We start from the raw sequence: 22,871 nt of genomic DNA, 5'->3' as shown, positions 1-22,871 counted from the left end.
TTCCTTCTTTTATAACGACTGACTTATTGACTTTTCAAGCTGTTCAAAGGCTTCTTATTTCTTCCCAAAAAGAGTTCGTGGATAGAGCAGCACTTGCTTAAAAAGCTTTAAATATTATAGGAAATGTTGTTTTTAGAGGGAAATTAAGGGCTTGTGCAACGGTTACTGTCGTTGACAGTAGTACTTTTTCAGTCATAATGAAACCTGCATTTCGCAATTAATATTTCTCCTTCTCTATATTGATAAATCAGTCTATGCTCACTATCTATACGTCTTGAAAAAAATCCAGCGTATTTATGTTTTAAAGGTTCAGGTTTTCCAATTCCATCAAAAGGATTTCGAGCGATGTCTTTAAGAAGTTCATTTATCTTTTTCAACTTTTTCCTGTCTGTTTTTTGCCAATATAAATAATCCTCCCACGACTCGTCAACGAAAATATACTTCATTTAATTTTCGATCAAATCTTTGTTGAATGCTGCTCCGCTTTTTAGTTTTTCAATTGCAGAATCTAACCTTAATTCATTCTTTCGAGATGACAGTTCGTGATTTGTAGCCATTAAAGAATTGTATTCTTGCAGAGACATAACTACAATTCCGGAATCTTTTCCGCGATTTATGATCAAAGTCTCAAAGTTCTTTACAACGCGATCTAAATAAGTTTTAATATCTTTTCTGAATTCAGAAACAGTTGTAATTTGCATAATATTGTATTTTAAGAGGTACAAATATATGTACAAAATTTAATTTGCCTAATTTTCCCGTTATTCTCTATCACTCCAAAAAAGCAGCAATTTTTTATATGCGCTGTGCCTGTTGCACAAGCTACACAAATTAGGTAATTTCCTGGAATACAAGCCAAAAAGGATTACCAGGAGAAACTCTTCACTTCCTTCAGGTGCTATATGAATGGCAAGTGACAAAACACCGTAGAAACTGTTTTTGGCACCCTCAAAGAATTCCCGGGCTTAAGAAAGGTAAATGCTATCGGAATTCTCCAGACCAACAAATTTATGTATCTGACCGCCATTGCTTAATAACCTCAAGAAGTACCTGAAGTTTACCAGCAAAGTCAAATCAGGGGCAAATGTCCTGCGAAATGACCAAAGCACCAATCCTTCTTTATAACGACTGAATCATGGACTTTTCAAGCTGTTCAAATGCTCCTTATTTCTTCCCAAAAAATTTTCGGGGATAGAGCAGCACTTGCTTAAAAAGCTTTAAATATTATAGGAAATATTGTTTTTAGAGGGAAATTATAGGCTTGTGCAACGGTTACTGTTGTTGTGCACTGTTATTTTAGTTCGATTATTTTATTATAATTAGATCTTAGGATAAACAACTTATCAAATAAAGTTGTGATCGGTTCTGAAACTTTAATCTCAGCAAATGATCCGGCATAATAATTTCCTTCTCTAATTAATAACCATTGTTCAGAACATATTTGGTATTTGCCTAATTTTCTATGTTTTTTGTTCAATATGTTATTAATATGAATATTTTCAATAATAGAAACTGCCCCTCCTTCAGGCATTACGTCATATGATTCTTTTAATCCGTCAAATCTGCCAATTTGAATAGAATTTATCTCCTCTGGTAGCATATCGAAATCTTCTATAATAACAGATTGTTTATTTTCAAGAATTAAAATATGTTTAATCGTTGCACAAAAAGCTTTGTTTAAAATCAGATCTTTCTTTTGCCTTTTTATTAATTTAAAGTCATTGAAACCAATTCCCATATGAAAAGGGAAGGAAACAAAATTTTGTATTTGGGAAATTAATTCATTTGTAAAAAAGTGTCGGTCAGAAGATAGCTTTTGGAATTTAGAATAACCTTCTAAATGAGTATCTTGAAAAATTTCCGTTATTTCAATCCCTATTTTACTATCATTACTTTGAACAATAAAATCTGGTTGTTCCGATTTTATAATTTCCCCTGGGGGAAAATTTTCATATAATTCCTTGAAGCGATTTAAATAATAAAGTTCCTGGGTAGAATTCATTCATTTCCTAATTGCGCTCAACGCTTTGCATATGAAAAGTTGCGAGTTAAAATGCTCGGACTTGTCCGCCGCAACTTCTGCTTTTTTAAAAGTAAAAAATTTCGAATAATTACCGCCGCAGCAATTTTTTTATATGCGTTGTTACCCTTTGTTTTATTTAGATAGTTGATAGTTATTTACCAGAACGGAAGCAGAAATTTGTAAAATCTTTTCCAATTCCCTTATCATATCCACTGTCAGTCTTTTTCTTTTATTCAGTATCTCAGAAACCCTACTTTTTCCTCCTATAATTCCAACTAAATCTTTCTGTTTAAGGTTCATCTCCTCCATTCGGATCTTTATAGCTTCGATTGGGTCAGGAGCCTCAATTAAATAATGTTGATTTTCATAGTTATCAATCAACATAGTTAATATTTCAGCCTCATCGCCTTCTTTTGTATTGGGATCTGCATCAAAAATCATCTCTAATCTTTTTAGCGTTTTTTCGTAATCTTGTTCGGATTTTATAGGTTTTATATTCATAATATTCTCTATTAAATTGTGTCAGCGTCTATTTTGTCGTATTCAGCGTGGGTACCTACAAACCTTATAAATGCCCATTGCCTTTCAAAATTAAATTTTACAATAAGTAAGTAAGAATTTCCCTTAATGTTGAAAACTACACGACCATTTTTTAAGATACTGGCATTTATATAGGTGTGCTTAATTTCATTTGGCGAAGTCCAATTGGAGTTTTTAGCTGTTTCATACCACGTTTTTAAATATTGTTCTGAATCAGCGTGCTTTTCCCAAAACTCTCGTAGTGCTCTCTTCGCAATTATTCTTTTCATATTTAACATTATACTGCAAAGATACACAAAAGTTCTCATTTAAAGAACCTCGTTTTGTTTTTTAATAAAGGATAACAGCTTATAAATGCACTAGTGCATTTTATTTCAATTTAAAAGTACTACTACGTTTAAATCTCTTATACCATGTAAGATAGAAAGTTTTTGTAAATGAAGAAGTTTAAAAACTGTACTTCAGCGCCAGGATAAGATTTCTTCCGGCAGCTGCAATTCCCGAGGAGTAGGTGCGGTATCGTTGATCTGTAATATTCTCAAGAGAGGCTGTTGCCTGCCAGTTTTCTGTCAGTTGGTAACGGCTAAGTGAAATTGATGGTATACCAGGAGGGGGAATAAGGATTCCCGTCATCGTCTATAGCATACAAATATGCTTTTCCCTGTTCAGAAGGTGCAAGATCCTCGTAGTCAAACTGCCCGTTATATTCACTAAAAAGATCCAGTTTCAGTTTTCCGCTGTCCCAGATAAAATGAGTATTCCCAAAAAGAGGAGCTGCATGTCTTAATGGCGCGGTGGTTCCGTCATCTAACTCTTCCTCACCCGTAGTTGCCGTGAGTTGGGAGATAAGTTTAAGTTCTTCAGAAAAAATTATTTCTGCCCCGGCTTCAAATCCGTAAACATAGGCACCCGCTGCGTTCTGTATTGCCTGGACGTTACTTTCTTCTCCCTGGTAATCTACAGTTGTAACTCCGTTAAGGTCAAAATCTCTTCTCACCATCGCATTTTCCAGGATGGTGTAAAAAGATGCCAGATCCATAACCAGGAATTCTCCAATTCTCCAGTTAAGCCCCAGCTCCCCATTATAGGCATACTCCGGCCTCAGGTTCGGATTCGGAACTACAACGGAACCGGGTTCAGAATCAAAGATCTTCCCCACATCGTCTATATTTGGTGCTCTAAAAGCGGTTGCAAGATTGGCCCGCCAGGTGGTTCTCTTGTTCGGGTGCCAGTTGATTCCGGCACTACCTGTCAGTGCCCCTGTACTTAAATTGGCATCGTTGAAAGGAAAATCATATATAGCTTCATCAAATTCAGCTTTTAAGAGAACATGGTTATAACGTGCACCAAACTGAATATTCAGTTTTTGATTCACCTCCCACCGAAAGCTGGAATAAGCGGCCAGAGATTGCCAGGTAGAACCATCAGGATAACGGGAAGCAGATGGTTCCTGCTCTCCTGAGAAAATATTCTTTGCAGCACCTTTAGATCCTACATAATTAAATACATATTCGGCACCATAGTAAAACCTGTTCTTTCCAAAACCTTTCTCAAAATCGAGGTTCAGGGAGTAAGCATCAACATTTTCTAAGGTATTATAAAACATTTCTCCTCCAAAATTCCTGTCATTCCTGCTCTCTTCGAAAAATTGGTAAGCGGCCGTCAATTTACTCCTGTCATAGAATTTATTATATCCCCTGTTTTCTACCTGCAGATGGCCCAGAAACCAGGTTTGCGGCCCGTAGTACCATTCCGCAGACCGCAGCTGCCCATTTCTCTCCTGATACAAACGGTCATAACGAGGATAATTGGAAGTAGTGGAATAATACAAACCAAGGTTAAGATCCCACAAATCGTGTGGCTGATACGCGATCTTCTGCAGAAGATTTATCTGATTATAACCCGTAGGTTTCTGCACCAGCGGATCGTCATTTTCTACAACTAAATCCTCCCCATTTCGGGTAACGACATAATGGGGGCGCATATATTCTAAAGGACCATGGCTCCCCATTCTCAAATCATCAAAATCTGAATAAGAAACACTGCTCAAAAAGGCCCACTTCTCGAAACCGACATTAAAATCGGCATGTACCGTTTTCTCATTGTTTGCGGTCGCATACCTACTGAAAGCATTTCCGCTAAAGTTGTCTTCTCTATAGGAGAAAACAGGTTTTAGGGTATAAAAATTCATAACCCCGCCTACCGCATCACTGCCGTAGATCACAGAACCCGGACCAAGAATAACCTCAGCCTGCTCTATCGCGAGCGGATCAATGGAAATAACATTTTGAAGGTTCCCACTCCTGAAAATGGCGTTATTCATTCTCACCCCATCTACAGTGATCAACAATAGGTTAGTGGCAAACCCTCTAATCATAGGACTTCCACCTCCAAGCTGGCTCTTTTGAACGTAAACCTTTCCTGTACTTTCTAAAAGATCTGCGGAAGTTTGAGGGTTGGCAAAAGCTATTTCTTCAGGCTGAATGGTGACCAGTTTTTGAGGTACTTCACTTTTTTTCTGCCTGAACCTGGATACCGACAAAACCACTTCCTGCAAGTGATTATCATCTAAAATTAGAAAAATTTTGCCTCCTGCAGCCATGACCTGGGCCTTGGTGGTGGTGTATTCCAGGTGAGAAATGTGTTTAAAAATGATCTCCTCGTGTTGTGAAAATCGGGTAAGATCTGCTTTTCCCTGTCCTGACGTTACAGTACTTTTAGTTTTCGCCTTATTATAAATTGCCACGTATGGCAGGGGAATGTCCGTGTTCTTTTCCAGGACTATTACTTCCTGCCCCAAACCGGGAAGGCTATATAACAGGAGGAGGAGAATAAGGAGGAGACGCATTAATGGAATAGTTCGTTTAGCACCGTGAGGGACTTTGGTTTCTTAAAAGATTCAATATGTAACTAGGTAATACCCAAGTAACATAGTGAGGAAATTTGATCTCGCGGATTGATTCAATTTTATTGCATTTAACTCATCAAAATTTGTACCGAGTAGCAGCTTAAGAAGCTGTAAATTTCCGCCTTCGATGCAATATTCGTTTGTTTTTATATCCTGAAAAATTCCCTCCAGGAGATTAAAATATTCTCCTTCTGCCTGGGAAGTATCAGGATAAAATCCAAGGAACCTCGTAAGCTTCAGCAGAAATAATAAATGAAAATTGGCGATATTATCATGAACATCCATCCAGTTAAATGTATTCTCAAGGAAATGATATAACTCTTCATTCTGTTCCTCTTCCTGGATTGAATTCCGAAGTATTTCAGAAAGAAATAGCACCATAGAACTTTTTACAACATTGGTGTGCAAGCTTTGGTAGTGCGCAATAAGCTTCGCATCCTGAATATATTCAAGACTGCCTTTATCTTTATGTTTTGCCACCAGCTCCAGCTGCGTTAACGGCTGAAACATAGAAACTTTAAATCTTCCCTTTTTCGATTTTAGAATACCACGCAGCAGGTACGACTTCAGTCCGCTTTTTTGGGTGAAGCATTTTACTATAAGATCTGCTTCGCCGTATTTTAAAACACTTATAACAATAGCATTCGTATTAACTATCATGGTACGAATTTGAGCCGAAGATAAAAAAATGCCGCTGGACGAGCGGCATTTGATCTATGCATTTAAGATTGTAAATTTTATACTACTCCCTGCGCAAGCATAGCATCGGCTACTTTTACGAAACCTGCAATGTTTGCTCCTTTTACGTAATCAACGTATCCGGATTCTTCTGTTCCATACTCCACACAACGTTCGTGGATATTTTTCATAATTTCGTGAAGTTTTTTGTCAACTTCTTCTGAAGTCCAGCTATATCTCATTGAGTTTTGAGACATTTCAAGTCCTGAAGTTGCAACCCCACCTAAGCATTTGATGCTTTCCCCGGGGAGAATAATATCTTCGCATCCTGGAAAACACTAACAGCCTCTGGTGTACAGGGCATATTCGCCCCTTCTCCTACACAGATGCAACCGTTACTAACAAGTTTTTCCGCATCTTCTTTGTGCAATTCATTTTGAGTGGCACAAGGCATAGCTATGTCACACTTCACTCCCCACGGAGTTTCCCCATCGTAATATTTAGCTGAAGGATACTCATCTACATACTCACTAATTCTTCCTCGTTTCACATTTTTCAGGTCCATGATGAACTGAAGTTTGGAAGCATCAATTCCACCTTCGTCATAAATAAAACCTCCTGAATCTGACATTGTTACAACCTTAGCTCCTAACTGGGTAGCTTTTTCTGCAGCAAATTGCGCCACGTTACCAGATCCTGAAATTACCGCCGTTTTACCTTTAATGGTATCGCCTTTTCTCTCAAGCATATTCTGTACAAAGTATACGTTACCGTAACCAGTAGCTTCAGGACGAATTAATGATCCGCCATAAGAAAGGCCTTTCCCGGTAAGAATCCCTGTGAATTCATTTCTAATTCTCTTGTACTGCCCGAACATGTAACCCACTTCACGGCCTCCAACTCCTATATCTCCTGCAGGAACATCTGTATCTGCACCTATATGGCGTTGAAGTTCTGTCATAAAACTTTGACAAAAACGCATTACTTCATTGTCTGATTTTCCTTTGGGATCAAAATCGGCTCCACCTTTACCACCACCCATAGGAAGTGTGGTCAAACTATTTTTGAAAACCTGCTCAAAAGCGAGGAATTTTAGAATACTCAGGTTTACTGAAGGGTGGAAACGAAGTCCTCCTTTATAGGGCCCGATAGCGGAATTCATTTGAATCCTAAACCCACGGTTGATCTGGGTATTTCCCTGATCATCGATCCACGGCACCCGAAACATGATCACCCTTTCAGGTTCAACCATACGTTCAAGTAACATTGCATTTTGATATTTTTTATTTTTTTCTATAAAGGGGATGACCGTTTCGGCCACCTCATGTACAGCTTGCATAAACTCAGGTTCATTCTGATTTCTCTTAGATACTACCTCTAAAAATTGTTTTACATTTTGTTCCATAATATAGTGGTAATGATGTTTATAAAAACGTTTGCGTAATGAGGTGCAAATATAAAGAATCTACAACCAAACGACGGATATTTTTAGATTTTGATATAATATTAACGGGTCACTGGGAAACCTCTGTTAAAGGGTATTTTTCCTTACATCTTTGTTAACTTCTATTTTATATATTTGTTTCTCCTGTAAGGTGTTAAAATGATAAAATTCCGCGCATTGTATCTTCTAATTTTCCTGTGTGCCTTTACATCTCACAGAGGATATGCGCAACTTGGAATTTCGCACGAAATAGGAGCACTAATTGGCCCGACTTCATTTTTTACAGATTACGGGGAGCGGTGGAATGTTAAAAATAATTTAGAGAATGCAGGACTGGGTATAGGGCTGGTACATTATATGAACTTTGCCTCCAGCAGGAAATGCAACTGTTACTCCACCAAAAACTTTTTTAGTGATCACTTCAAAATCCGTTCAGAGCTGGATTATTTCTTTAGTGACCTGGAGCATTACGGCCCTGTTGCCAAAGAAGATACTGATGGGGGAAGACTGTTACGGGCAATGCACGGCAAATCTCAGCTTCTTGAGATTGGTGCGGCCCTGGAATACTATCCCCTGAGCATAAGAGACTACACCTCCTTCGGATTTAGATTTGCACCTTTCATAAGTGCAGGTTTCCATTTTGTGTATTATAAACCCAGTGCTTATTCTGATTTTGGGCCCCTTACCAATGACAAGAATCTATTCCGAACTTTTCAAAACGGAGGAGTTAATCTTGAAGGTGGCTCTACCTGGTCTATCCAGGGAAGTATGGGTACCCGCTACAGGCTAAGCATTGTGAGCGATATTGTCGTAGAAGCAAGATGGAATTATTATGATACCGACTGGATTGATGGCCTTAATATTACAGCTCCCCAGAATAAATTCAATGATTTCATATTCTGGTTTAATGTTGGGTACATCTACTATCTTAACTATTAAACAAGCCAGGCTATTGCAAGCCCGGTTTTAATTAAATTCCTGAATTTATCCTAATGCCTGTTTTAGATCTTCTATAAGATCCTCATCATCTTCAATTCCTATACTTAACCTTATAAGAGAATCAACAACACCTGTCTTTGCTCTTTCTTCTGGCGGAATAGAGGCATGAGTCATACTGGCAGGATGTCCGGCAAGAGACTCCACCCCTCCCAGAGATTCAGCAAGTGTGAATACTTTTAAGTTTTCCACAACCTTCACTGCACTTTCGAGGGTTTCTTCTTTTGTTGTAAAAGAGATCATTCCACCAAAACCACTCATTTGTTTTTTTGCAATTTGGTGGTTTGGGTGATCTTCAAATCCCGGCCAGAAAACCTTTCCCACCTTTGGGTGAGACCTTAGGAAATTAGCCACTTTTTCTCCATTTTCGCAATGTCTTTGCATTCTAATATGTAGGGTTTTAATACCTCTTAAGACAAGAAAACTGTCCTGTGGCCCACAAATCGCCCCACTTGCATTCTGGATAAAATACAGTTTCTCTGCCAGTCTTTGATCGTTCACCACAAGCGAGCCCATAACAACATCACTGTGTCCACCCAGATATTTGGTTGCGCTGTGCATAACAATATCTGCACCCAGTTCCAGGGGCCGTTGCAAATAGGGAGTTGCAAAGGTATTGTCTACAGCCAATAAGACCTGGTGCTCTTTAGCAATCTTAGAGGTGGCTTCAATATCAATAATATTCATCATAGGGTTAGTAGGTGTTTCAACCCAGATGAGTTTTGTATTTTCATTAATATGATCTTCAATCTTTACCGCATCCTGCATTCCAATGAAATGAAATTTAATCCCCATACCTTCGAAAATCTTCGTAAAAAGGCGGTAAGAACCCCCGTAAAGATCACTTGTGGAAATGATTTCATCACCTGGCTTAAATAATTTTATAACGGCATCTATAGCTGCAAGCCCAGATCCAAAAGCGAGTCCATATTTACCATTTTCAATACTGGCAATGGATTTTTCAAGAGCAGTCCTCGTGGGATTTGCACTCCGGGAATATTCATAGCCTTTATGGCCGCCGGGAGTGGTTTGGGAATAGGTAGTGGTTTGGTAGATGGGAGGCATGACAGATCCATATGCAGGATCAATATCGTGCTGACCACCATGGATGGTTTTAGTATTAAATTTCATAGAATTGTATTAATTTTTAGAGGATATAGCAGAAATTACATCCGTTTTAATTCCTGATTTTCAGCCTATTTACTACAGCTATAAAAATCAAAAATTTATTTTCTCAAATGTACTACTCGTATTGGCGATTGACAAAATAGCTTGTACCTTTATCCCTAATTTAACAAGGATTAATGCTGTGAGAAAGCTGCTTTTGCCTCTTTTTTTTACCACTTTACTTATTAGTTGCCAAAAAGAAACATCTGCACCGGAATTTGAGGAACTAAACATTGACCAGGTATCCAGCCAGGACTGTAACCCCGAGGAAGAAAATTGTGCTTTTATAAGCATTAATGTTCCATGGGTGAAAAACGCGGGTGCCCGCAACAAAACAATTAACCACTACATAGAGCAACACGTAATAAATCTTGTTGACTTCCAGGAGGAAGATGAGTTTGGCAGCCTGGAGGAGTTGTCCCAGAATTTTATTGACAATTACGAAGCATCAGCAAGGGAATTTCCGGAATATAATATACCCTGGGAAGCCTCAGTAAACGGCAGAGTTTTATATACCTCTCCCGAAATTATTTCCATTGAATTTAACCTTGCCCTTTTTACGGGAGGGGCTCACGGTTATACCAGCCGGAGTTATCTCAATTTTGATCCTGAAACCGGGGAGCCGTTTTCAAATGAAGAACTATTTACTTCAGAATTTAAAGATTATGCTGAACAGCTCTTTAGAAAAAAGAATGAAATTCCTTTAGAAGAACCTATCAATAGTACAGGATATTTTTTTGAAAATGACAGCTTTCAACTTCCTCAAAATATTGGCTTTCACAAGAACAAGGTTATCCTAAGGTATAACGCCTATGAAGTTGCTTCTTATGCTGAAGGCGGTATTCAAATAGAGATTCCTAAAGAGGAAGCTCAGGATTTCATCCGAATATTTTAAATTTTTCCACGTCATTACCTTAAATCATTCTCTTCATGAAAAAAATCTATCATCTCTCTACCTGCGATACATGTAAGAAGATCCTGAAGGAATTAAATCTACCGTCTACTTTTGATGTTCAGGATATTAAAAGCGATCCTGTTACAGGCGACCAGCTCGAGGAAATGAAAAAACTTTCAGGAAGTTATGAAGCGCTTTTTAGCAAGAGAGCAAGATTATACAAAGAGCGCAGTCTAAAAGATAAATCACTTGCTGAAGATGATTACCGTAATCTTATCCTGGAACACTACACATTTTTAAAGAGGCTAGGTGATAATTAACCAGGAAGAAATATTTATAGGTAACTCCCGGAAAGAAGTAGAAGCCGCCACAAAATCTATACATGAATAAAAGGTCATTGGCGATCATGGCTGCCATTATGGAAAGCACCATTTATGGCCTTAACCATACGATTGCCAAAGCAGTAATGCCGGAATATGTAAAACCATTTGGATTTATATTTTTACGCGTAACAGGTGCGGCAATCCTATTCTGGCTTGTAAGCTTATGGTTTCCAAAGGAGAAAATTGCCAACAGTGACTGGCCACGACTTATTGCAGCAACAGTGTGCGGTATGGTTATAAACATGCTTTTGTTCTTCAAAGGCCTAAGTCTCTCTACTCCTATAAACAGCTCGGTCATAATGACCATTTCACCTATCCTTGTCTTATTGCTATCGTCTTATCTTTTAAAAGAAAGAATTACCTTGCTAAAGGTGATAGGGATCATAATAAGTTTAAGCGGTGCATTAATTTTAATTCTTTTTTCAGCTGAACAAAAATACAACGCACCCAATATACCTTTGGGTAATCTCTTGTTCCTGATCAACGCTTTTTCTTTTGGTATTTACCTCATCCTTGTAAAACCTTTAGCAGCCAAATACCATCCCATTACCCTAATGAAATGGCTGTTCCTTTGTTCTTTCCTCATAAACTTTCCTATAACTTTCTGGGAGTTTCGGCAAATTGAATGGGAAAGTATGCCGCCCGCCATATGGGGAAGCATAGCCTTTGTAATACTTGGTACTACCTTTTCCACATATTTGCTTAATATTTTTGCAATTAAACAGCTGGCCGCCTCTACTCTTAGCTCCTTTATTTATTTACAACCGCTCATAGCCATAGTCTTTTCAGTCGCAGTTGGCGCAGATCAATTAAACTTGCTGAAGATCGTGGCAGGATCATTAATTTTCCTGGGAGTTTACCTCGTCACAAAAAAGAAAACGGTTACAGGAAGCTAGGATCAACATCTGCAGGCTTTTTCCCGAATGCCCGGGTATCTTCTTTTGTAAGTATCCTGAAATCTTCTGTATGAGAAAGGCTGTTAAGGTTGTCAAATAACTCTTTAGGTAATGCGGTAAGACTTCTTTTTTCAAGATCTATCCAGGCTCCCATCATTTCACAACTGGCAAAATTTCTGCCTTTTTGGTCATAGAAGTTGTGAATAAACTCAAAGTACATCCCGTCCTCAGATAATCCTCTAAGTTGCAAACTAACCTTCACTGGTGCCCCCGCGAACACCTCCTTAAAATAATAAACGTGCTCATATAAAACCACTAAGCCCAATGTTATACTTTGCCATTTCTCTTTGACCAAAACCGTTATCCATGAGAAAGCCCATTCTCGTATGGCTCATGAAATTTATATATGCCGTATTGGCGAGATGCCTGTTAGCATCGAGATCGCTCCACCTTATCTCAAATTCCTTAATGTACATTCCAATTTTATTTTGATTAAAAATACAAAATTATGTTATGCATGCATAATTGTTTCTGTTTTGTATACCAGTAAAATTATTGCAATTTAGCAGGCATGCCATTAGTCAAGTCTCTATATAAGGTTCCATGGATTTTCAGGAATTATCACCTGAGCACCATCTATGCTTCAATGTTGCGAAAAGTGAAGGCACCCAAACAATATAGGTATAGGCTGGAACTTAAAGATGGAGATTTTCTGGATCTTGACCGCAGTTATTCAGAAAAGGGAAAATCAAGGAAAATTTTAATTGTTCTTCATGGTCTGGAAGGCAATGCTAAACGTCCTTACGTCACAGGTTTGGCTAAACATTTTACTGAAAAAGGATGGGACGTGGCAGCAGTAAATTTTAGAGGCTGCAGCGGCGAAATGAATAGATTATCAAGTCTTACAATGCAGGTGCAACTGAAGATCTTGAAGAGGTCATTAGCTATATTCTGAAAGAAAATTTCCAACAACTGGCGCTCACTGGCTTTAGTCTCGGCGGAAATTTAATGCTGAAATACCTGGGGGAGAGAACTGAATTTCCCCCTGAATTAAAAGCTGCAGTTGCTGTTTCAACTCCTTGTAACCTGCACAAATCTTTACTGGAATTGGATAAACCCCAAAACTGGATCTACTCAAAAAGATTTGTAGCTAAACTGAAACAGCAGCTCTACCTGAGAGAAAGCAGGTACCCGGCTAATATTTCCAAATCGGACATAGATTCCTGCAACAATCTCTTTTCTATTGATGATCTATACACGGGGAAAGCTCATGGATTTAAAGATGCCCTGGATTATTATGAGAAAAACAGCGCCTTACAATTTATTCCACACATTAAAATTCCGACTCTTCTAATTAATGCTAAAAACGACGGATTCTTATCTAAAGACTCCTCTCCTGTGGAACTTGCCCGGGTTAATCCATGGTTTCATCTGGAAATGCCAGATCACGGAGGACACGTGGCATTTCTTCAGAATAAAAATGAAACCTACGCTGAAGAAAGAGCTTTGGAATTTATTGAAAAACAACTTCAAAAATAGATTTGTTCCAACTATAGTTGCCGCGCAGGCAATTCAACAATTTAAGATTGCCCAACGTCTTCAAGGGTACAGAGGGAGCTTTAAATTCTCTCTTAAGCATTGACTACGGTTACATTCTCTAGGAGTAGTAGCTTTAGGCTTAATATTTTACGGTATTTTTCACGTGATGGTGGCGAAACATGCCAATCTTACCAGGTTAAAATAACATTCCCACACTTGGCTTACTTCTCTACCTGTTCAGGTTATAACCCAGCTTGTAAAATCTTGTTCCACAAAAAAGTTTATCTTTGCCCAACCTTTTAAAAATCAAGCATGATCCAGTCTATGACAGGTTTTGGAAAAAGCCTCATCCAGCTTCCTTCCAAAAAAATTACGGTGGAAATAAAATCTCTAAACAGCAAGAGTCTCGATCTCAACGCACGTGTTCCCAGCCAGTACCGGGAAAAAGAACTTCTTTTAAGGAATCTTATTGGCTCCTCCCTTACCCGGGGAAAGGTAGATTTCTCCCTATATGTAGAAATTACTGCTGAAGAAACTACTGCAACTATTAACGCTGCAGTGGTAAAACAATATATTAAGCAGATGAAGGAAATCGTAGATGGCGATGAAACTGAGCTTTTGAAAATGGCAGTAAGAATGCCCGATGCTTTAAAAACCGAAAGGGAAGAAATAGACGAAAAAGAATTTGCCTCTATAGAACTTGCTGTTAACCGTGCACTCGAGGAGATCAATAGATTTAGAGCCGATGAAGGAAAAGCACTGGAAAAAGAGCTTAATCTTAGGATTAGCAATATAGAAACCCTTCTTGCAGAAATTATTACAATGGATCCAGATAGGATCAATGGAGTTAGAGAGCGCTTGAGAAAAGGGGTAGCCGATTTAAAAGAGAATGTTGACGAAAACCGTTTTGAACAGGAACTGATCTTCTACATAGAAAAATTTGATATCACCGAAGAGAAGGTAAGACTTGACAACCACCTTGCTTATTTTAAAGATACTCTAAACAGCGTAGACTCCAATGGCCGAAAACTGGCCTTTATTTCCCAGGAAATGGGAAGGGAGATAAACACCATTGGCAGTAAGTCAAATTATGCTCCTATGCAGCAGCTCGTGGTTCAAATGAAGGATGAACTGGAAAAAATTAAAGAACAACTTCTAAACGTACTTTAATGAGCGGCGGAAAATTAATAGTATTCTCGGCACCTTCCGGTTCGGGAAAAACGACCATTGTACAGCACCTGCTTGCGCAGCCAGAACTTAAACTGGACTTTTCAATTTCAGCAACTTCAAGGGAAGCGCGTCCCGGAGAAACAGAAGGAAAAGATTATTACTTTCTTAACCTTGAGCAGTTTAAAAAGAAAATTAAAAATGATGAATTCCTGGAATGGGAGGAAGTATACAGGGATAACTTTTACGGCACTTTAAAATCGGAGATCGAAAGAATTTGGGCCTCCGGTAAAAATGTAATTTTTGATATTGATGTCGTAGGCGGGCTGGATATAAAACATATTTACCCAGATCAAACTTTGGCTGTTTTTGTAAAACCACCAAGTATCGAGGAGTTAAAGATACGTTTAAAGAAACGAAAGACTGAAAGTGACGATAAGATCAATATGAGGGTAGCCAAAGCTTCCATTGAACTGGCAACTGCTCCTCAATTTGATTATATTATTGAAAACAATGATCTTAAGCAGGCTTTAAAAGAAGCTCACGAACTGGTCTCCACATTTGTTGAAGCGGAAAAAAAGACAGAATGAAAAAAAAGATAGGTCTTTATTTCGGGACCTTTAATCCTATTCATATAGGGCATCTTATTATTGCAAATTTCATGGTTGAGTTCAGTGACCTTGAAGAAATATGGCTGGTCGTTACCCCACATAATCCCTTTAAAAAGAAAAGTTCTCTACTGGCTAACCATCACCGTCTGGAAATGGTGTACCTGGCTTGTGAAGAACACGAGAAACTCAAACCCTGTGATGTAGAGTTTAAATTGCCTCAGCCAAATTATACTGCCACTACCCTGGCTAAATTGGAGGAAGATTTTCCCGGAAACGAATTTTGTTTAATAATGGGGGAAGATAACCTCAAGACTTTTCATAAATGGAAAAATTATGAGGTGATCCTGGAAAGACATCAGGTGTATGTATATCCCAGAATTGGAGGGGGAAGAGTGGAAAATCAATTTAAAGATCATCCTAAAATCACCCGGGTAGAAGCATACGTAATTGAAATATCGTCTACTTTTATTAGAGAAGCCGTAAAAGAAGGTAAAAATATTACCACTATGTTACCGGGAAAGGTCTGGGAGTATATAGACAGGATGAATTTCTACCGAAGATAAAAGTTCCAATTAAGGCTACCCAACAATTCTCCTGACATTTATCTGAATCTATCTTACGTCATCCTGAACTTTGTTTCAGGTATTAATTTAGATCTATGAATAAGGTTATAATATTCTAAGGTTAAAATGATAAAGCGTTTATTCGCTTTTTTACTGCCTATCAAATAGAAAAAGACTGTTTAAAATATTTTTTGAAGGTTCTGTTGAGTTAAATGATCCTACTTTTTTCATGGTGGAACTTTAACTTTGCACTTCGACTGCGCTCAATGTAACTTTCTCAAATTTTTTAAACAGTCCTATATTATTTTGTTTGAGTAAGTATTCTTAGTACCTGCCCGGGATATATTTTGTCTGGGTCCTTAAGCATAGGTTTGTTAGCTTCAAATATTTCCTGATATTTATTAGCATTTCCGTAATGTTCCTTTGCTATTTTACTTAGAGTATCCCCGGTTTCAACTGTATGAAAAACAGATTCAGGTTCTTTATTTTCAACACTCATTTTATCATCCACCTGCGAGATCCCTTCAACATTTCCTACAACCAAAACTACTTTCTCCCGGGTAGACTGGTCCTTAGCTCTTCCCTGCACAGTAGCCATTTCGCCTTCAATTTCTACTCTTAGCCCTTCTACCTCAAGTTTTAGGTCCCTTATTGTTTCTTCCAGTTTGCTGGCGGCCTTTAAGTTTTCCTGTCGCTCTTCATTATCTTTATCACCTGTCACCTTTGCTGTCTCGTGTTTCGTTTCTTTGCCCGATCCAAAAACCTTAGCCCCGGCATTTTTTATAAAATTGAATAAACCCATATTTTCTTGTGCTATTTTTCTAAAGTACGAAATAGTGGCCAAAAGCATCAGCCTCTAAATATTAAAGTTTTGTTAGCATCTGAAAAAAGAAAAACAGGGAAAAGCAAAAAGATTTGCCTGTCCCTGTTTAACTAAATAACCAACCAAAAAACTAAATGAAAATGATAACTGTTTTCTCAATCACCCTTTCAATATCTCTAACGGAAAAAAAATGAATACATTGTAACGGAAGTCAAAAAAAGCCTTTTCTTCCAAATCTTTTAATTTTATGTATTTTTGGGCCGTAGACAGGCAACTATGGATAAAAACCCTTCTTTTGGTGTGATTGGTGGCGGCAGTTGGGCCACGGCTATTGTAAAAATGTTATGTGAAAATCTCGACGAGGTTAACTGGTATATGCGTAGCAAAACAGCTATTTACCATATTAAAACACAGGATCACAATCCTAATTATTTGAGTTCAGTAGAATTTAATATTAAGCAGCTTCATCTTAGTAATGATATCAATGAAGTAGTAAAGGCTTCAGACTATCTTATTTTTGCGATTCCTTCAGCCTTTGTAAAACAGGAGCTGGATAAACTTACTATCCCATTAAAAGGAAAAGTAATTTTTTCTGCTATTAAAGGTATAGTTCCGGAAAGCAGCCTTATAGTGGGAGAGCATTTCAATAAAGAATATGAAATTTCTGATGAAGATTTCGGGGTAATTACAGGACCCTGCCACGCTGAAGAAGTTGCACTGGAGCGTCTATCTTATCTCACTATAGCCTGCCAGGATGAGGCGAAGGCAGAGATAATGGCAAAACATTTACAGAGTGATTATATTACCTGTAAAACCAGCGATGATGTTACGGGAACAGAGTATGCTGCCATGCTTAAAAACATTTATGCTATTGCCGCAGGAATAGCCCACGGCCTTGGCTACGGAGATAATTTTCAAAGCGTACTTATGAGTAACGCTATACGGGAAATGAAAAAGTTTATCAAAAAGGTTCATAAGATGAAGCGGAATATTAATGATTCTGCATACCTGGGTGATCTTTTAGTAACAGGTTATTCAGTTTTTAGCCGTAACCGTATGTTCGGTAATATGATAGGGAAAGGGTATACCGTAAAAAGTGCCCAAGTGGAAATGAGTATGGTAGCTGAAGGTTATTACGCCACAGAGAGTGCTTACAAAATAAATAAGGAAAAAGGAGGAGCTAAAACGCCTATCATTAATGCGGTATACAATATTTTGTATGAAGGGAAAAATCCTAAAAAGGTATTCAGAAAATTAGCTGAAAAGCTGGATTAGGTTTTGTAAGACTACTTTGCCAGGATCCCCTTTTGCTGAATTACCAGTAAAGCCTCAACAGCCGACTCCTTTATAGAATTTTTACTGAAGCTAAAGGTCTTCTCATACATACTGTTACCCTCAAAGAAGGTTACAAGAAATTCGTTGGATAATTTAAGAATATCGTCCTGCATGAATTCAATCTTCGCATAAGACTTTGGCGGCAAAACTTTAATTGAATGCCTCATCGTGGAAGTAACACGCTTATTATCATACCCGCGGGCAATAATAAGCACCATTTCCAGAGGAACGCTCTTGTCATTAATAATGTAAGCATTCCAGTCCATAGACCTGAATTCTACATTTTTCTCCCTAACAGCTGCAACATGAACTCCCTCTACTTCAGGAATTGAAATATCCTTTTTCAAACTTAATCCAGTTTATCCTTTACCTTAAAATACAAATAAATGAGGAAGATAATGGCCACTATAAAGAGCACGGCACCCACTATAAATTCCAGTACCTGGAAAACAAGTGTAAGGACTAAAATAATTGCAAGGATAATTACACCTAGCTTGATAATGATTCCAACTTTTTTCATATAGAAGATTTAAATTGTTTAAGGAAACGAAGGTCATTCTCATAGAACATCCTAATATCTCCAATTTGATAAAGTAACATTGCAATTCGCTCTATTCCCATTCCAAAAGCAAATCCTGTATATTCTGTAGGATCTATTCCGCAGTTCTTTAACACATTAGGATCTACCATTCCACAGCCCATGATTTCGAGCCACCCGGTACCTTTAGTGATCCTGTAGTCGGTTTCTGTTTCCAGTCCCCAATAGATATCTACTTCGGCACTTGGTTCAGTAAAAGGAAAATAGGACGGCCTTAGCCTTATCTTTGATTTCCCGAACATTTGCTTTGTAAAGTACAACAAAGTTTGTTTTAAGTCGGCAAAGGAAACTTCCTTATCAATATAAAGCCCTTCTACCTGGTGAAAGATGCAATGGGATCTTGCTGAAATTGCCTCATTTCTAAAAACTCTTCCGGGGGAAATAGTTCTAATTGGCGGTTCGTTATTCTCCATATATCTTACCTGTACCGAAGAGGTGTGGGTACGAAGAAGCACATCAGGATTTGTCTGAATGAAAAAAGTATCCTGCATATCTCTTGCCGGGTGATATTCAGGTAAGTTTAAAGCCGTGAAATTATGCCAGTCATCTTCTATTTCGGGGCCTTCAGAAACATTAAAACCAATATTAGAAAAGATCTCAATGATCTGGTTCCTCACAATGGAAATAGGATGCCTGGAACCTATTTCAACAGGTTCAGAAGGACGGGTGAGATCTCCATAGACCCCTTTTTCTTCCTGCTGTCCTTCAAAAGATTCTTTTAAAAGATTCACCCTTTCCTGGGCGGAAGTCTTAAGTGTGTTTATGGCCTGTCCAAAATCCTTTTTTTGCTCATTCGGAACATTTTTAAATTCAGCAAAGAATTGATTTAATAATCCTTTCTTTCCCAAATATTCAATTCTAAAAGCCTCTACTTCCTGTTGATTTTTTGCTTCAAACTTTTCGACTTTTGCAATATGTTCCCTTATAGTCTCAATCATGGATTCCTTTTCTTTTAAACCAGCGCTAAATTAATAATTTTGCACGTTCTGTGGCTTTACTATATTATTCTATATATCCTTTTTCTAAAAAATATTGAACGATAGCCTCCTTCATTAAGACAGATTGTTCCCCTGCCTTTAAAGTAAGTAAACTTTCGATCACCTTATAATGAGGCCAGCTTTCCTCATCAAAATAATCAAATTCGTAGTAGCCATAAGGCTCCAGGAGGCGACAAATCGCAATATGCATTAAATCCAGTTTATGATCTTTCTTAAACTTCCTGTGAGGCTGGCCCAGTTCCTGCACACCGATAAGGTATATGATCGCGTCCAGATCAAGCAACTCACCATCTGCAAATTGCAGTGAAAGTTTCTTTTGTAAAACTGTCCAACGTTCTTTTAATTGTTCATCTCTTGCCATTGCGCAAAGATACGTATCTTAGGCTTTGTAACAGGTATTTTTAAACCATGAATACAGTAGATGTAATTCTCGCCGTAATTCTACTTTACGGCCTAATCCGGGGGTTCTTCCGCGGTTTTTTTGCTGAACTTGCTTCCCTTATAGCTTTTATTGCAGGAATTTATGTTGCTGTTTATTCCTCCCATATTTTAAGTGACTTCTTAACTGAAAGAGTGACCTGGAATATTAATTTTGTTAACCTCATTGCTTTCGCCATAACTTTTATTCTGGTGGTTTTTGTCATTTCCCTGGCTGGTAAATTACTCACTCAGGTTGCAAATCTGGCAATGCTGGGTATCCTGAATAAATTGATAGGTGCAGTATTCGGTTTCCTTAAGGTTGCTTTTATCACAAGTGTCGTAATTATGTTCTTTAGCGCAACAGGGGAAGACATCAATATTGTAGAGGAAGAAACTCTCGAAGATTCGGTTCTCTATGGACCCATACGTGTTTTGGCACCTACGATCCTGCCTTCAATTCTTAGAGAAGCAAGAGAGCTGGATCTTTTGGAAGAAGATGTGGAGGCGTAAAAAAGAGGCTGTCTGAAAAGGCAGCTTTTTTTATTTGATATTTTTTGGGTTTTTATTAATTTCATGGAATGAAAGCCAAAGTAGTATTTAAGACTTATGATCAGTCCCAGTTAAGTCTTTTACCTCCCAGTTATGATGATTTGGTTCCTGCCAACCATCCCGTTAGGATCGTGAATACGATTATTAATCAAATTGACATTTCTGCCTTAGAGAGAAGTTATAAAGGAGGAGGTACTTCCAGTTATCATCCCCGGATGTTGCTTAAGGTCACCATCTATGCTTACCTGCGCAATATGTATTCATCGCGTAAAATAGAGCAGGCCCTGCAGGAGAACATTCATTTTATATGGCTCAGTGGACAGAGCAAACCTGATCATAACACCATCAATGATTTTAGGGGCAAACGATTAAAAGGAAAATTTAAAGATATCTTCAATCAGGTGGTGCTCTTATTGGCAGACCAGGGAGTGTTGTCTTTAAAAGAACTTTTTATTGATGGCACTAAGATAGAGGCAAATGCGAATCGCTATACCTTCGTGTGGGGTAAATCTATTAACACCAGTAAAGAGCGGATAAAAAAACAGTTAAAAGAACTTTGGTCTTACGTAGAGAAGGTATATACCCAGGAGCAAATGCTGCCCAATGAACTGACTTTGATGCTATTGATCCGGTTGAAGTAGCTAAAACCATTGATGCTATTAATGAAGCTCTAAAGGACAAAGACATCGACAAAAAAATAAAGCAACGCCTTAATTATGCAAAGAAGAACTGGCCCCAAAACTTAGAAAAATACCAGAAGCAGCAAGCCATCTTAGGCAAACGAAATAGCTATAGCAAAACAGATCCTGATGCCACTTTTATGCGAATGAAAGATGACCCTATGCAAAATGGTCAATTAAAACCCGGGTATAATCTTCAAGCCTCCACTAACAACCAGTTCATTACCAATTACACTTTAGCTCAAACCACGGCAGATACCACAACATTAAAAGATCACTTACAGGACCATATTAATTCATACGGTCAAACCCCTCAAACCCTCACTGCAGATGCCGGATATGGTAGTGAAGAAAATTACACAGATTTAGAAGAAAAAGAAGTTACTGCTTATGTGAAATACAACTACTTCCATAAAGAACAGCGAGATAAAAAACATAAGCAAAACCCATTCCTCCCGGATAACCTCTTTTACAATAAGGAAGAGGATACCTATTACTGCCCTATGGGGCAACCGATGAGAAATATTGGAAATTACGAAAGTGAAACAACAACAGGCTTTAAGCAGCAAATCCATCGGTACCAGGCCGCCAACTGCCAGGGATGTCCTCTGCGAGGAGGGTGTCATAAAGCTAAAGGCAACAGGATCATAGAACGCAACCATAACCTGAACCGTTTAAAAGAACAGGCTCGAAATCTATTGCTCAGTGAAGAAGGCATAGCTCACCGCAAGAGAAGATGCTGGGATGTAGAGGCCGTCTTTGGAAATATAAAACAAAACATGGGGTTCAAGCGATTTATGCTCAGGGGAATGGATAAAGTAATTACTGAAATAGGCTTAATAGCGATGGCACACAACCTGAAAAAGTTCAGTATAGCCTAAGAAAGGGCTATCTGTAAATTTTTTGCCAAGAAATATTTAATAAAAACTATAGTTCACCTACCCATAATATTACCACAAAAAAAACCGCCTAAAATTTACTTTTTAGACGGCCTCTAAATTTTTGTTTTTATAAAAAATATTAGAAGTTCAATTGGTAAACTTCATCAAGATCTCCGTCGTTTTTTACATTCACTCCAAGATCTTTTATTATTCCGGAATCCACACCATAAACCCATCCATGAATTGAAAGTTCCTGGCCGTTGTTCCACGCACCCTGTACTATGGATGTTTTGGCAAGATCAAAAACCTGCTCGGTTACGTTCACCTCTACAAAGCGGTTGAATCTTTCAGTTTCATCCTCAATAGAATCAAGTTCCTTTTTATGAACTCTGTATACATCTTTAATGTGACGTATCCAGTTGTCTATTAATCCTATACTCTGGTTGCCCATAGCTGCGTTTATACCACCACAACCATAGTGACCACAAACAATAACGTGTTTCACTTTTAAAGCATTCACGGCGTAATCCAGCACGCTCAACATATTCATATCGCTATGTATTACCATATTGGCAATATTACGATGCACGAATACCTCTCCCGGTTGTGCTCCAATAATTTCATTTGCAGGTACCCTGCTATCAGCACATCCTATCCACAATAAAGGTGGTTTTTGGCCTTTAGCAAGTTTTTCAAAAAATTGAGGGTCAAGGTCAAGTTTACTCTCTACCCACTTCTTGTTATTCTTAATTAGATTATCATAAAATTCGCTCATGA

General features: G+C 38.2%; 25 protein-coding genes and 4 pseudogenes. 12 read left to right on the top strand and 17 right to left on the bottom strand.

The annotated features are described in order from the left end of the window. Positions 1-188 precede the first annotated feature (188 nt). From LZ575_RS15675 to gdhA, 9 genes and pseudogenes are all read right to left on the bottom strand, one after another. Entirely contained in the window at positions 189-446 is a 258-nt protein-coding gene (locus tag LZ575_RS15675; protein ID WP_235325465.1) for a Txe/YoeB family addiction module toxin, read from the bottom strand. After that, the gene (locus LZ575_RS15670) at positions 447-701 is read right to left on the bottom strand and encodes a type II toxin-antitoxin system Phd/YefM family antitoxin (protein WP_235325463.1); all 255 of its coding nucleotides are present in this window, start codon (positions 699-701) and stop codon (positions 447-449) included. A gap of 590 nt (positions 702-1,291) precedes the next feature. Next, positions 1,292-2,002, bottom strand: a complete 711-nt coding sequence (locus LZ575_RS15665) for a hypothetical protein (RefSeq protein ID WP_235325461.1) — start codon at positions 2,000-2,002, stop codon at positions 1,292-1,294. Between the two features lie 153 nt (positions 2,003-2,155). Next, a complete protein-coding gene (locus LZ575_RS15660; RefSeq protein WP_235325459.1) occupies positions 2,156-2,524 on the bottom strand; it encodes a type II toxin-antitoxin system HigA family antitoxin in 369 nt (122 codons plus the stop codon). A gap of 11 nt (positions 2,525-2,535) precedes the next feature. After that, the gene (locus LZ575_RS15655) at positions 2,536-2,832 is read right to left on the bottom strand and encodes a type II toxin-antitoxin system HigB family toxin (protein WP_235325457.1); all 297 of its coding nucleotides are present in this window, start codon (positions 2,830-2,832) and stop codon (positions 2,536-2,538) included. Positions 2,833-3,010: 178 nt separating this feature from the next. Beyond that, a complete protein-coding gene (locus LZ575_RS23895) occupies positions 3,011-3,196 on the bottom strand; it encodes a hypothetical protein (protein ID WP_311195828.1) in 186 nt (61 codons plus the stop codon). Beyond that, entirely contained in the window at positions 3,147-5,411 is a 2,265-nt protein-coding gene (locus tag LZ575_RS15650) for a TonB-dependent receptor domain-containing protein (protein WP_311195827.1), read from the bottom strand. The genes LZ575_RS23895 and LZ575_RS15650 overlap by 50 nt, the downstream gene beginning before the upstream one ends. 51 nt (positions 5,412-5,462) lie before the next feature. Further along, the gene (recO, locus tag LZ575_RS15645) at positions 5,463-6,131 is read right to left on the bottom strand and encodes a DNA repair protein RecO (protein ID WP_311195826.1); all 669 of its coding nucleotides are present in this window, start codon (positions 6,129-6,131) and stop codon (positions 5,463-5,465) included. A 77-nt stretch (positions 6,132-6,208) separates the two neighbouring features. Continuing rightward, positions 6,209-7,554, bottom strand: a pseudogene (gdhA, locus tag LZ575_RS15640) (NADP-specific glutamate dehydrogenase). A gap of 198 nt (positions 7,555-7,752) precedes the next feature. On the opposite strand from gdhA, the gene LZ575_RS15635 reads away from it, so the two are divergent. Further along, positions 7,753-8,532 carry a THC0290_0291 family protein gene (locus tag LZ575_RS15635; protein ID WP_235325455.1) on the top strand — a complete coding sequence of 260 codons (780 nt, stop codon included), beginning with the start codon at positions 7,753-7,755 and terminating at the stop codon, positions 8,530-8,532. A gap of 45 nt (positions 8,533-8,577) precedes the next feature. Here LZ575_RS15635 and LZ575_RS15630 read toward each other — a convergent pair whose 3' ends face one another. Beyond that, complete coding sequence (locus LZ575_RS15630) at positions 8,578-9,720, bottom strand: cystathionine gamma-synthase (protein ID WP_235325453.1); 1,143 nt, start codon at positions 9,718-9,720, stop codon at positions 8,578-8,580. 178 nt (positions 9,721-9,898) lie between these two features. Between LZ575_RS15630 and LZ575_RS15625 the strand changes: the two genes are divergently transcribed. The 3 genes and pseudogenes from LZ575_RS15625 (at position 9,899) to LZ575_RS15615 (ending at position 11,930) form a co-directional block, all read left to right on the top strand. Next, complete coding sequence (locus LZ575_RS15625) at positions 9,899-10,651, top strand: DUF3298 and DUF4163 domain-containing protein (RefSeq protein ID WP_235325451.1); 753 nt, start codon at positions 9,899-9,901, stop codon at positions 10,649-10,651. A gap of 35 nt (positions 10,652-10,686) precedes the next feature. After that, a pseudogene (locus LZ575_RS15620) lies at positions 10,687-11,041 on the top strand (arsenate reductase family protein). Continuing rightward, positions 11,034-11,930, top strand: coding sequence for a DMT family transporter (locus LZ575_RS15615; protein WP_235325449.1), 897 nt, complete (start codon positions 11,034-11,036; stop codon positions 11,928-11,930). Before LZ575_RS15620 ends, LZ575_RS15615 begins: the two are co-directional and overlap by 8 nt. Here LZ575_RS15615 and LZ575_RS15610 read toward each other — a convergent pair. Next, positions 11,917-12,406 (bottom strand): annotated as a pseudogene (locus LZ575_RS15610) (acyl-CoA thioesterase). The gene LZ575_RS15615 and the pseudogene LZ575_RS15610 sit on opposite strands and share 14 nt — an antisense overlap. A gap of 182 nt (positions 12,407-12,588) precedes the next feature. Here LZ575_RS15610 and LZ575_RS23890 point away from each other — a divergent pair. From LZ575_RS23890 to nadD, 5 genes are all read left to right on the top strand, one after another. Beyond that, positions 12,589-12,885 carry a hypothetical protein gene (locus LZ575_RS23890; protein ID WP_311195825.1) on the top strand — a complete coding sequence of 99 codons (297 nt, stop codon included), beginning with the start codon at positions 12,589-12,591 and terminating at the stop codon, positions 12,883-12,885. Beyond that, a complete protein-coding gene (locus LZ575_RS15605) occupies positions 12,822-13,469 on the top strand; it encodes an alpha/beta fold hydrolase (RefSeq protein ID WP_311196122.1) in 648 nt (215 codons plus the stop codon). The genes LZ575_RS23890 and LZ575_RS15605 overlap by 64 nt, the downstream gene beginning before the upstream one ends. Before the next feature lie 312 nt (positions 13,470-13,781). Then, positions 13,782-14,639, top strand: a complete 858-nt coding sequence (locus tag LZ575_RS15600) for a YicC/YloC family endoribonuclease (RefSeq protein WP_235325447.1) — start codon at positions 13,782-13,784, stop codon at positions 14,637-14,639. Continuing rightward, positions 14,639-15,226, top strand: coding sequence for a guanylate kinase (gmk, locus tag LZ575_RS15595; RefSeq protein ID WP_235325445.1), 588 nt, complete (start codon positions 14,639-14,641; stop codon positions 15,224-15,226). Before LZ575_RS15600 ends, gmk begins: the two co-directional genes overlap by 1 nt. Further along, the gene (gene nadD, locus LZ575_RS15590) at positions 15,223-15,810 is read left to right on the top strand and encodes a nicotinate (nicotinamide) nucleotide adenylyltransferase (protein WP_235325443.1); all 588 of its coding nucleotides are present in this window, start codon (positions 15,223-15,225) and stop codon (positions 15,808-15,810) included. Before gmk ends, nadD begins: the two co-directional genes overlap by 4 nt. A gap of 301 nt (positions 15,811-16,111) precedes the next feature. On the opposite strand, the gene lysM is transcribed toward nadD, so the two are convergent. Beyond that, positions 16,112-16,612 (bottom strand): peptidoglycan-binding protein LysM, encoded by a 501-nt coding sequence (gene lysM / locus LZ575_RS15585; protein WP_235325441.1) that lies wholly within the window; start codon positions 16,610-16,612, stop codon positions 16,112-16,114. A gap of 297 nt (positions 16,613-16,909) precedes the next feature. On the opposite strand from lysM, the gene LZ575_RS15580 reads away from it, so the two are divergent. Next, positions 16,910-17,908 (top strand): NAD(P)H-dependent glycerol-3-phosphate dehydrogenase, encoded by a 999-nt coding sequence (locus tag LZ575_RS15580; RefSeq protein WP_235325439.1) that lies wholly within the window; start codon positions 16,910-16,912, stop codon positions 17,906-17,908. An 11-nt stretch (positions 17,909-17,919) separates the two neighbouring features. Here LZ575_RS15580 and LZ575_RS15575 read toward each other — a convergent pair whose 3' ends face one another. From LZ575_RS15575 to LZ575_RS15560, 4 genes are all read right to left on the bottom strand, one after another. Continuing rightward, positions 17,920-18,315, bottom strand: coding sequence for a hypothetical protein (locus tag LZ575_RS15575; RefSeq protein WP_235325437.1), 396 nt, complete (start codon positions 18,313-18,315; stop codon positions 17,920-17,922). Positions 18,316-18,317: 2 nt separating this feature from the next. After that, a complete protein-coding gene (locus LZ575_RS15570) occupies positions 18,318-18,488 on the bottom strand; it encodes a hypothetical protein (protein WP_235325435.1) in 171 nt (56 codons plus the stop codon). Next, on the bottom strand, positions 18,485-19,504 hold the full coding sequence (pheS, locus tag LZ575_RS15565) for a phenylalanine--tRNA ligase subunit alpha (protein ID WP_235325433.1): 1,020 nt from the start codon (positions 19,502-19,504) through the stop codon (positions 18,485-18,487). Before pheS ends, LZ575_RS15570 begins: the two co-directional genes overlap by 4 nt. Before the next feature lie 64 nt (positions 19,505-19,568). Continuing rightward, a complete protein-coding gene (locus LZ575_RS15560; RefSeq protein WP_235325430.1) occupies positions 19,569-19,925 on the bottom strand; it encodes a hypothetical protein in 357 nt (118 codons plus the stop codon). A gap of 47 nt (positions 19,926-19,972) precedes the next feature. Between LZ575_RS15560 and LZ575_RS15555 the strand changes: the two genes are divergently transcribed. Then, positions 19,973-20,494, top strand: coding sequence for a CvpA family protein (locus LZ575_RS15555; protein WP_235325428.1), 522 nt, complete (start codon positions 19,973-19,975; stop codon positions 20,492-20,494). A 68-nt stretch (positions 20,495-20,562) separates the two neighbouring features. Then, a pseudogene (locus LZ575_RS15550) lies at positions 20,563-22,094 on the top strand (IS1182 family transposase). Positions 22,095-22,233: 139 nt separating this feature from the next. On the opposite strand, the gene can reads toward LZ575_RS15550, so the two are convergent. Next, positions 22,234-22,869 carry a carbonate dehydratase gene (gene can, locus LZ575_RS15545; protein ID WP_235325426.1) on the bottom strand — a complete coding sequence of 212 codons (636 nt, stop codon included), beginning with the start codon at positions 22,867-22,869 and terminating at the stop codon, positions 22,234-22,236. Positions 22,870-22,871 lie beyond the last annotated feature (2 nt).

It is taken from the genome of Antarcticibacterium sp. 1MA-6-2 (assembly GCF_021535135.1).
GTDB lineage: Bacteria > Bacteroidota > Bacteroidia > Flavobacteriales > Flavobacteriaceae > Gillisia.
This window is presented reverse-complemented; position numbering and strand designations above follow the sequence as displayed.